This is a genomic window from Frankia sp. CcCS3, assembly GCF_977927575.1.
The window spans coordinates 1-7,045 of sequence record NZ_CDWRCL010000216.1; the positions used below are offsets into that span (position 1 = coordinate 1).

6 protein-coding genes are annotated in these 7,045 nt (G+C 72.1%); 3 read left to right on the forward strand and 3 right to left on the reverse strand.

The annotated features are described in order from the left end of the window. The first annotated feature begins 1,129 nt into the window (after positions 1 to 1,129). Genes AC08OQ_RS16110 through AC08OQ_RS16120 form a run of 3 tightly spaced genes read left to right on the forward strand, consistent with a single transcriptional unit; the run spans position 1,130 to position 3,287 of the window. Positions 1,130 to 1,573 carry a helix-turn-helix domain-containing protein gene (locus tag AC08OQ_RS16110; RefSeq protein ID WP_476601300.1) on the forward strand — a complete coding sequence of 148 codons (444 nt, stop codon included), beginning with the start codon at positions 1,130 to 1,132 and terminating at the stop codon, positions 1,571 to 1,573. A gap of 40 nt (positions 1,574 to 1,613) precedes the next feature. Then, positions 1,614 to 2,285 carry a hypothetical protein gene (locus tag AC08OQ_RS16115; RefSeq protein WP_462187215.1) on the forward strand — a complete coding sequence of 224 codons (672 nt, stop codon included), beginning with the start codon at positions 1,614 to 1,616 and terminating at the stop codon, positions 2,283 to 2,285. A gap of 6 nt (positions 2,286 to 2,291) precedes the next feature. Next, positions 2,292 to 3,287: a C40 family peptidase gene (locus AC08OQ_RS16120; RefSeq protein ID WP_476601303.1), complete on the forward strand. Its 996-nt coding sequence runs from the start codon at positions 2,292 to 2,294 to the stop codon at positions 3,285 to 3,287. Between the two features lie 45 nt (positions 3,288 to 3,332). Here the strand turns inward: AC08OQ_RS16120 and AC08OQ_RS16125 are convergent, their stop codons facing one another. The 3 genes from AC08OQ_RS16125 to AC08OQ_RS16135 form a co-directional block, all read right to left on the reverse strand. Next, a complete protein-coding gene (locus AC08OQ_RS16125; RefSeq protein WP_462202948.1) occupies positions 3,333 to 3,491 on the reverse strand; it encodes a hypothetical protein in 159 nt (52 codons plus the stop codon). Between the two features lie 324 nt (positions 3,492 to 3,815). Next, positions 3,816 to 5,408, reverse strand: coding sequence for an FAD-binding oxidoreductase (locus AC08OQ_RS16130; protein WP_476601299.1), 1,593 nt, complete (start codon positions 5,406 to 5,408; stop codon positions 3,816 to 3,818). 104 nt (positions 5,409 to 5,512) lie between these two features. Beyond that, positions 5,513 to 7,045: SMP-30/gluconolactonase/LRE family protein (locus AC08OQ_RS16135; RefSeq protein ID WP_476612162.1), on the reverse strand; the 1,533-nt coding region annotated here is incomplete at its 5' end.

Here is a 7,045-nt window from a genome sequence, read left to right on the forward strand (position 1 = left end):
GTGTCGTCCGCGGCGGCCGCGGAGGCTGCGGACGACGGGGCGCGGAGGCGCGCGGCGGCCGGACGCGCGGCCCGTTCGGGGCCGGCAGTGGCCCGGTTGGGTGTGGTGGTACCGCAGTTGGGCCGCCACGGGAACCAGGACGCGCAACCGGGCTGACGCCTCGGCCTGACGCGCTGCCACCCGGCACGCTGCCACCCGGCACGCTGCCACCCGACGCGCTGCCACTTGACGCGCTGCCACCCGGCGCGGTGTTCACCTCCTGCGAGGATTCCACCGCGCCTGGGGGAACCGGGGTCGAACCGCGGGGATCTGCCGGCCGGGTTGGACGGCGGGAGGGATCAGCCTGGTTACGGGGCGGAATCACCGACGGGCGGCCGGCGCGCCGGGCAGCGGCGCCGCGGGTGCGCCGGGAGCTGGTGTCCGCGCCCGAGGTCACCCGGCCCGGCCCGGTGCCGGGTGCCTCGGTCCTGGTACCCGGCACCGATGGCGGTATGTCGTCGGACGTGTTTGTACGGTCCGCACCCGAACGGGCCGCCGATGTCGCATCATCGAGGTGGAATGCCTCGCTCTGCCACGCTTCGTCGAGTGGCTGCGGCGAGCCCGTTCCGCCCCGCCGTCGATGTCGTCGGCGCCCGGATCGTGCATGGGGAGGTGACTTTACGTCTTCGGTGCCTGCCGCTTCGTCCCGTACGTACTGATCGTCTCGTATGTACTGATCGTTTCGGATGGGCGGACCGTCGGGATGGGAGACCGGCGAGGGTATGCGGGCACCAATGAGCGAAACGGGCCGCGCGTCGCCTTCCTCACCGTACGGTGCCTGTGGCACATCGCTCACGCGCCGTCGACCTCCCGGCCTTCTAAGGTTAGCTAGTGCCAGTTAAGGTTACTTACTGTTATCTGCGCTCGGCTGCGGTCGGATCGATGTAACACGAGTCATTCGAGTATGACAAGCTCTGGTCGAAGCTACCCATCCTGGGTGGGTCGGTGTACCTTCCGGAACCGGAGATGTGCCGTCCGGATCGAGGGGACGAACCGGCGGACGGTTCGGCTGTGATCCGCGACGCGGCGGGCTGGGGGCGGCCTGGACTACACGGGCACCGTGCGTGCGGCAGATGGGAAAGGAGCGTCGGTGGCGCAGGACGGCTTCTCGACGGCGACGCCTCGGCCATCCCAGCGATCCGGCGCACCGCAGAACGCGACGCCCGCGAAATCCCCGGTCGGCTCGGCCCCGGCCCGGTCCGCTCCGGCGGCATCCGGCCGGGTCCGCACGGCCTCGGCCCGCCCGACCGGCATGCCACCGACCGTCGCCTCCCGCAGCACACCGGCGCCCGCCGCCGCGGCGCCTCCGTTCGCGCCCCCTCCGCTCGCGCCGACGCCCGCCGGTGGTGCGCCCTCCCGACCCTCCGACGACGACGAAGTGCTCACCGTCGATGAACTGGTCACCTGGTTGCGGTTGTCGGAGAGCACCGTCCTCAAGCTGCTTTCGGAACGGGCCATCCCGGCCCGCAAGGTCGGTCACCAGTGGCGGGTGCGTCGGGGGCGGGTGCGGGACTGGCTGGACGGTCGGGAATGAGCGATCTCACCTCGGTGCCGCCTCGCTCCGGCCGGCCGCGGTGAGGCCCCGGTTCTGGCTGGCCGTCGGACTGCTGCTCACCGTGGGCACCGTGGCCGGATGCGGCGCGCCGGGCAGTGCTGCCGATCCGTCCCCCGCTCCGTCTCCCGCCCCGTCCGCCACCACGGGGCCACCGCCCGGGGCGAGTCAGGCGCCGGGTCCGCCGCTGGCCACCGCGTCTGCGCTACCCACCGGCGAGGTGGACCGGAAGGACCCGGCGGCGGTAGCCGCCGACTGCTTCACGCGCTGGCAGTCCTTCGACGCCCGGACGGACCCCGGCCCGGCAGCCGGTGTCGAGCGGGCCCGCGACTGCCTCACCGAGGACTTCGCGGCCAGCCTGGGCGCCGGGGGTGCGGGCCTCGGTGGTTCGGGCGCCGGGGGGCCCGGAACCGCTGCCGGCGAGGACGGCCAGGCGTGGCAGGAGGTGCGCGCCGCGGGCACCCACTCGCGGGTGACCGTGCTGGCGACCACGCCCCTGGGCGGGATCGACACGACGGCCACCGGTCGGGTGGTGCTTCAGCTGAACGTGCGCCGCGAGACGGCGGCGGGCGGCGCCGCCCCGGTGGTGGCGCTGTCCACCCCGGCGCTCACTCTCCTGCGCCAGACCGACGGGACGTGGCGGGTCGCCGGCGCGGATCTGTCGAGCGTCGCCGGCGACGCACCGGGCCGGTGAGGCGTGATGGCCCGCGGCTTCACTCGTAAGCGTTCCCGCTGGCTGGTCTGGACGGGGGCGGGCGCGGCTCTCGTCATCGGCGGCGTTGTCATGCTGGTCTTCGTCCTCATTCTGATCATCGCCGGTCCCTTCATCCAGGATCAGGGCGGGGGTAACCGGACCATCAGGAACTCCGACGGCATCCCGGCCGAGTACCTGCAGACGATCATTGATGCGGCGAACGCGGCCGGGTGCGCCGAGGTGACTCCCGCCCTGCTGGCCGCCCAGTTACACCAGGAGTCGGGTTTCAACCCGCGGGCCCGGTCACCCGTGGGCGCGATGGGGATCGCCCAGTTCATGCCCGGGACGTGGGCGTCCCACGGGCAGGGCGACGTGTGGAACCCGGCCGATGCGATCCCCGCGGCGGCCCGGTACGACTGCGCGGTGGCGGCCTCGGTCGCCTCCGTGTCCGGCGCGGCCCAGGAGAAGATGCTGGCCGCGTACAACGCGGGAGCGGGTGCGGTGCTTGCCTTCGCCGGCATTCCGCCGTACACCGAGACGCGTAACTACGTCCGCGCGATCCTCGCGCAGGCGCAGGTGTACGGCGACGCCTTGGAGCTCGGCGTCGGCATCCCCGCTGGTTCGGTCGCCCCGATGGTCGCCTTCATGCAGTCGCAGATCGGCAAGCCCTACGTCTGGGGTGCGACCGGTCCCGAGGCCTGGGACTGCTCGTCGCTGGTCCGGGAGGCGTATCGCCGCATCGGCATCGAGCTCCCCCGCGTGACGACCGACCAGCTGCGGTTCGGCCCGCAGGTCGCGGGCGTCGATCCGCAGCCGGGGGACCTGCTGTTCACCCCGGGCCCCGACGGCACCGCCGAGGCACCGGGCCATGTCGGGATGTACATCGGCGACGGCCGGGTCATCACAGCCAAGGGAGCGCGGTGGGGGGTCGTCGAATCCGACATCTCGGACTGGAGTGGGACCGTGGCCGTGACCAGGCCGCTGGCTAGGCAGCTTTCCTGATCCGGATTTCCTGTTCCGGACACTCCGGGTGTGCTGTCGCTCCGGTCAGGTAGCCGCCTGGGACACGAAGGTGGACAGTCCGTCGGCCACACCACCGAGCGCACCGACGGCGCTGTGCACTACATCGGCGGCGTTACCCGGTGCCGTCACCGCGAAGAACAGGGCGAACAGCCCGACACCATACGGCCAGAAGATTCTTTTCATCGAGGACCTCACAGAAAACCCAGTCGACACGGCCAGACGGACACCAACGCCGGTGTGTTACCGACAGCATGTGTGTACTCACCTTGAGTAGTTGCCGCAAGATGAATCGCCGGAGCGGTGAGTGAACTGCGCGGTGGCGGGGCCGGGGGACAGCGGATGGACAGGGATCTGACCATAGGTGGGCAGTAGGCAACGGATACGTGAACGGATCTAATAGTGCATGCCACCCCGGGTCGGTCGACCTCGATTCCCGGCGCGGGGTGGCTGCCCGGGGCAATGGCCGGCCTGGCCGGGGAAGCCCCCGCTCGGGACCGCCGGGACCGCTCAGGACGGCGCGATGCTCTGCGCGAAGCGGAACAGGTTGTCCGGGTCGTAGGCGCGCTTGACCTGGCGTAACCGTGGAAGGTTCGCCCCGTAGTACGCATCGGCCCAGGTGGTGAGGTCCGGGTCGATGTAGTTCTGGTACGCCGACGACGACATGAACGGCGCCGTCGCCGCCACCGTGGATCGCAACCAGCTCTGGTTAGCCTCTTTGTCCGCCGGGGAGGCGTCGACGGAGTACCCGGCGACGAACTGGGCGCTGGCGAGCGTGTCGCGGTGCATGAACGCCGTGTCACCCGGGCCGACCCGGTTGATCGCGCCGCCCCAGGAATCCAAGATCATGCTACCCGGACCGGCCCCGGGCGTGCGTTGGCGTCGCTCGAGCGCGGCGAGCATCGTCTCGACCCCGCCGGCTGGCATCGGTTCGGCGAGGAACGCCGAGGCGGCCCGTTGGGCCACCCGTGGCAGGGTGCCTCCGGGCGTCCGGTCGCGCAGGTGGCACGTGTCAACGCTTTTGCCCGCGCAGCCCGCCTCGAGCAGCATCGTTTCGAGATGGCCACGCTGGGCGACGAAGGTGCTCGAGGGCCTCCGGCCGACGGCGGCGACGAGGTTGGCGAGTCGATCCCGCAGCCACGTGATCCGCGTGTCGTCGGCGCCGCCCGCGAGCACGCCGCTCACCCGCAGGGCCGGACTGCCGGTGACCCCGGTCGTCGGCATCGAGGTCATGACGCAGGTCGACCACAGGTCCTCTGGCGCGCCGCCGCTGTCGGCGATCCAGCCCTGCCACGCGGTGAGCACGTCCGCGGCCACGTCCCAGGGCCAGCGGTAGGTGAACAGCACCAACGGTGTCGCCCGATGGGTGGCGAAGGTGAACGACGTCACGATGCCGACGTTGCCCCCGCCCGCGCCGCGTAGCGACCAGAAGAGGTCCGGCTCGGTGTCGGCGTCGGTGCGCACGGTCTCCCCGGAGGCCAGCACGACCTCGGCGGAGACCATCCGATCGCAGGTCAGACCGTAGCGCCGGCTCAACACTCCGATGCCGCCGCCGAGGGCGAGCCCGGCGATGCCGACGGTCGGGCATGATCCGGCCGGCAGCGCCAGCCCGTTCTCGGCGAGTGCGGAGTAGACGTCGATCAGCAGCGCTCCGGCCCCGATCAGCGCGGTGCCGTCGGGCCCCGGCCGGACCGACGCCATCGCAGTCACGTCCACGACCAGCCCGGTCGTCGTCGAGTAGCCCCCGTAGCTGTGGCCACCGGCCCGCGCGACGAGGTGTATCCCGGTGGAGCGGGCGAAGTCGATGCAGGCCGTGACGTCCCCCGCAGACATGGCACGGACCACCGCCTGCGGGCGTACCGCGTCGAAAGCCGGGTTGAACAGCATGCTGGCGACGGCGTAGTCCGGATCGGTCGGTCGCAGCAGCGGACCGATCAGCCGTTCGTCGAGCGTGCGCCAGTCGATCTCCGTCGGTGTCGGGTGGGGGGCGTCCTCCTGCTGGCAGGCGCTCATCAGGCCGCCACCGAGCCCGAGCGCGGCGAGTCCGAGCCCGCCGGCTCCGGCGGTCCGTAACACCGATCGTCGGTCAGGCTCGTCATCCACGGTCAGTCCTCACGGCTGCTACGAGTCCGGGGAGTGGACGATGGTCGTCACGAGTCGTCCGACCATCCGTGTCACCGGCGATACCCTAGGTCACCGGCGATACCCTAGCCCGGTTGGGCGACGGTCGTGATGGTGCCGTTCGGATCGATGCGGCGCACCCGGTCGTTGCCGTTGTCCGCGATGTAGAGCGCGCCGCTGCCGTCGACCGCGACCGAGCTCGGGTTCTTGAACTGGGCGGCGGCCGCTGGGCCGCCGTCGCCGCCGGAGCCTTCGCCGCCGGAGCCTTCGCCGCCGGAGCCTTCGCCGCCGGAGTCTTCGCCGCCGGTGCCGGCGATCGTGGTAATCACGCCGTTCGGGTCGACCCGGCGGATCCGGTGGTTGCGGTAGTCGGCGAGGTAGAGCGTCCGGCCGTCCGGGCCGACGGTGAGCGACGGCACGTTCAGCTTGGCCCGGGTGGCCGGGCCGCCGTCACCCGAGAAGCCCTCCTCGCCGGTCCCGGCGACGGTGGTGATGATCCCGCCCGGGGTCACCTTCTGAATGGTGTCGCTGGCGAGGTCGGCGAAGTAGAGGGTGCCGTCGTCGGTCATCTGGAGATCGTTCGGGCCGTTGATCTTCGCCGCGGTGGCTGGGCCGCCGTCGCCGCCGTAACCGGCGTCACCGGTGCCGGCGATCGTAGTGATTACCCCGGCTGGGCTGATCTTGCGGATCCGGTTGTTCTTCGCGTCCCCGATGTAGATGTTGCCGGCCTTGTCACGGGTGGTCGATCCGGGCCCGTCAAGCTGCGCCGCGCTGGCCGGGCCGCCGTCGCCGCTGATCCCGCCGGCTCCGGTGCCCGCGAGGTCGCTGACCGCCCCGGCAGGGGTGATCTTCTGGATGCGGTCCGTCGCGAGGCTGGAGACGAGCAGCGAGCCGTCGGGATCGACATCGACGCTGTAGGGGCTCAGGCCCTGCACCGACAGCGCCGTTCCCCGGTAGGCGGTTGCGAGGCGTGCCGTGCCGCCGCCGCGGTCACCGCCGCGGCTGCCGCCGCCCGAGTTCGTCACCGCTGCCACGATGCCGACGATGACGACGAACGCGACCGCTCCGATGATGAGCGGCGTCCGGTTACGGGCGTTCGGATTCGACTGGTGCCCGGCCTGGCGGGTGGCGGTCGGTGGTACCCCCGCCATCCCGTGCACCGGTCCCCCCGGACCGGGCCGGTACGTCTGGTCGCCGGGGCCGCCCGGTCCGCCGTACCCGGGGCCGCCGGGGCCGCCGTACCCGGGGCCGAGCGGCCGCGGCGGTGGGGTCGACCGCGGCGGTGGAGTGTTGCCCGGCGGGAATCCACCCCAGCCCGGCCCAACCGGTGGTGGGTATCCCCCCATCGGACGGCTGACCGGACCACCGGGTGCTCCGGGACCACTCGGCATGGCGGGACTCCCCGGCGTGGCGGGACTCCCCGGCCCGTTCGGGCCGTTCGGTGCGCCCGGGTACCCGATCCGTGGGCCCGGTCCGCCCGGTGGCGCGCCAGGGAAGCCGGGTCGACCGGGGGCCGGCGGGCGCGGGGTGGTCGAGGTGGCGAGCGCGGCCTCCCGGATCTCGTCGTCGATCCGCACCTTGACGTCGGACCGGGACAGCCAGGTCGGGCCGAACGTAAA